Origin of the sequence: Streptomyces sp. NPDC058157, from assembly GCF_042884105.1 — a bacterium.
GTDB lineage: Bacteria > Actinomycetota > Actinomycetes > Streptomycetales > Streptomycetaceae > Streptomyces.
Genome location: NZ_JBHVUQ010000403.1, coordinates 1 through 2,139, shown reverse-complemented (window position 1 = coordinate 2,139; position 2,139 = coordinate 1). Strand labels below are relative to the sequence as shown.

The following is a 2,139-nucleotide window of genomic DNA, read 5'->3' as shown; positions in this document are numbered from 1 at the left end:
AGATAGACCAGTCCGCAAGCCTGCACGGCGCACCGCCTCCGCTCGCCCGGGCCGGGCCCCTCCCGGCCACCGGCCTCCCCAACGAGCGCCGGGCGGCCCCGGTTACGCCCGGCGCCGGTTATGCGCTCGGGTCACGCCCGGGCCGCCGCGGCCGGTTCCGGAGCCAGGGTCAGGAAGTCCTCGTGGGTGCGGACCCGGACCCCGGGACGGTCCTCGGCCAGTGCGGCGATCATCGCCGCCGCCAGCCGCCCGGCGGGCACCGGCCGGTAGGGGCGGGCCGGTCCGGCCAGCAGCGGGGCCAGCGCCGTCGCCGCCGAGCTGCCGAGACCCTCGCCGAAACGGTGCGCGGGGCGGCGGCCGAGGATGAACGAGGGCCGGAAGAACTCGGTCTGCCGGAAGCCCAGGGCCGTCACCTCCGCCTCCATGTCCCCCTTGACCCGCAGGTAGAAGGCCCGGGAGCCGGATCCGGCGCCGACCGAGGAGACCACCGCGATCCGTTCGGCGCCCGCCTTGCGCGCCAGCGCGGCCACCCGCACCGTGTGGTGCTGGTCCACTTCACGGAAGGCCTCCTGCGAGCCGGCCTGCCGGATGGTGGTGCCCAGCGCCCCGTAGACGTCGGCCCCGGCGGGCACGTCCTCGGTCCCGAGCCCCGCGAAGTCCACCACCCGGGCGTCCAGCCGCGGGTGTTCGAGGCCGAGCGGGCGACGGGCCAGCACGGTGACGCGCCCGTAGCGCGGATCGCGCAGCAGCCGCGCCAGCAGTTGTCCGCCGACCAGTCCGGTGGCTCCGACCAGGAGCGCGCTGCGGGTCACGGGGGTCCTCTCCGCCGCCGGCGGCCGACCCGCCGGAACCCTCCGCAGGATGCCACACGGCACCGGCCGCGCCGGAGGCGGCGGCGCCGTGTCACCGGCCGCGACGGGCGGACCCTCAGCGCCGGAGGTAGGCGAGGACGGCGAGGACCCGCCGGTTGTCCTCGGCCGAGGCGGCGATGCCCAGCTTGGCGAAGATGCCCGCGGTGTGCTTGGCGACGGCGCTCTCGCTGAAGTGCAGCGTCCCCGCGATGGCGGCGTTGGAGCGGCCCTCCGCCATGAGTTCCAGCACGTCGCGTTCGCGGGGGGTGAGGGCGGAGATGGTGCCGCGGGCCTCGCCGCGCGCCAGCAGCCGTCCGATCACCTGCGGGTCCAGGACCGTGCCGCCCGCGGCGACCCGCCGGACGGCGTCGATGAACTGGCCGGTGTCGGTGACCCGGTCCTTGAGCAGGTAGCCCACCGCCCCGTCGTCGCCGGAGAGCAGCTCGTTGGCGTAGAGCTGGTCGACGTACTGCGACAGCACGAGCACCGGCAGGCCGCGGTGGTGGCGGCGGGCCTCGAGCGCGGCCTGGAGGCCCTCGTCGGTGTGGGTCGGCGGCAGGCGGACGTCGACGACGGCCACGTCCGGCCGCTCCTCCAGCAGGGCGCGCAGCAGGCCGGGTCCGTTGTCCACGGCGGCGACGACGTCGAAGCCGTGCTCGGTGAGCGTGCGGACCAGGCCGTCCCTCAGCAGGAAGAGGTCTTCGGCAAGGACGACGCGCACGGGATCTCCAGGGTGATGGTGGTCGGCCCGCCCTGCGGGCTGTGCAGGGCGAGGGTCCCGTCGAAGGTAGCCAACCGCCCCCGGACGCCCCGCAGCCCGGTCCCCCGGGAGGGGTCCGCGCCACCGCGGCCGTCGTCGGTGACGGTGACGCGCAGCCCCGTTCCTCCGTCCTCGTGGGTGAGGCGGACGTCCACGCGGCGGGCCCCGGAATGCTTCGCCGCGTTGGCCAGCAGCTCGTTGACGGCGAAGTAGGCGGCCGACTCCACCGCGGCCGGCAGCCGCCCGGCCATCCGGACCTCGACCTCCACGTCGAGGAAGCTGTCGAGGGCCAGGGAGCGCACGGCGTCGCCCAGGCCGCGGTCGACGAGGACCGGCGGCTGTATGCCCCGGACCAGGCCGCGCAGGTCCTCCAGGGCCCGCCCGGACAGCTCGCGCACCTCCAGCAGCGCCGCCCGGGCGGCCGGCGGATCCTCCTCCAGCAGCCGGGTGGCGCTGTCCAGCCGCATCCCGAGGGCGACGAGCCGTGCCTGGGCCCCGTCGTGCAGGTCCCGCTCGATCCGCCGCAGT

The 2,139-nt window shown here is 76.3% G+C and carries 3 protein-coding genes; all 3 read right to left on the bottom strand.

Annotated elements, in window-relative coordinates; all coding sequences use genetic code 11:
• Positions 1 to 131: 131 nt before the first annotated feature.
• Positions 132 to 812, bottom strand: coding sequence for an NAD(P)H-binding protein (locus ACFVXK_RS38330; RefSeq protein ID WP_389621946.1), 681 nt, complete (start codon positions 810 to 812; stop codon positions 132 to 134).
• Between the two features lie 115 nt (positions 813 to 927).
• Entirely contained in the window at positions 928 to 1,572 is a 645-nt protein-coding gene (locus tag ACFVXK_RS38325) for a response regulator (RefSeq protein ID WP_389621943.1), read from the bottom strand.
• The coding region (locus ACFVXK_RS38320) for a sensor histidine kinase (protein WP_389621940.1) at positions 1,536 to 2,139 on the bottom strand (604 nt) is incomplete at its 5' end. The genes ACFVXK_RS38325 and ACFVXK_RS38320, both read right to left, overlap by 37 nt.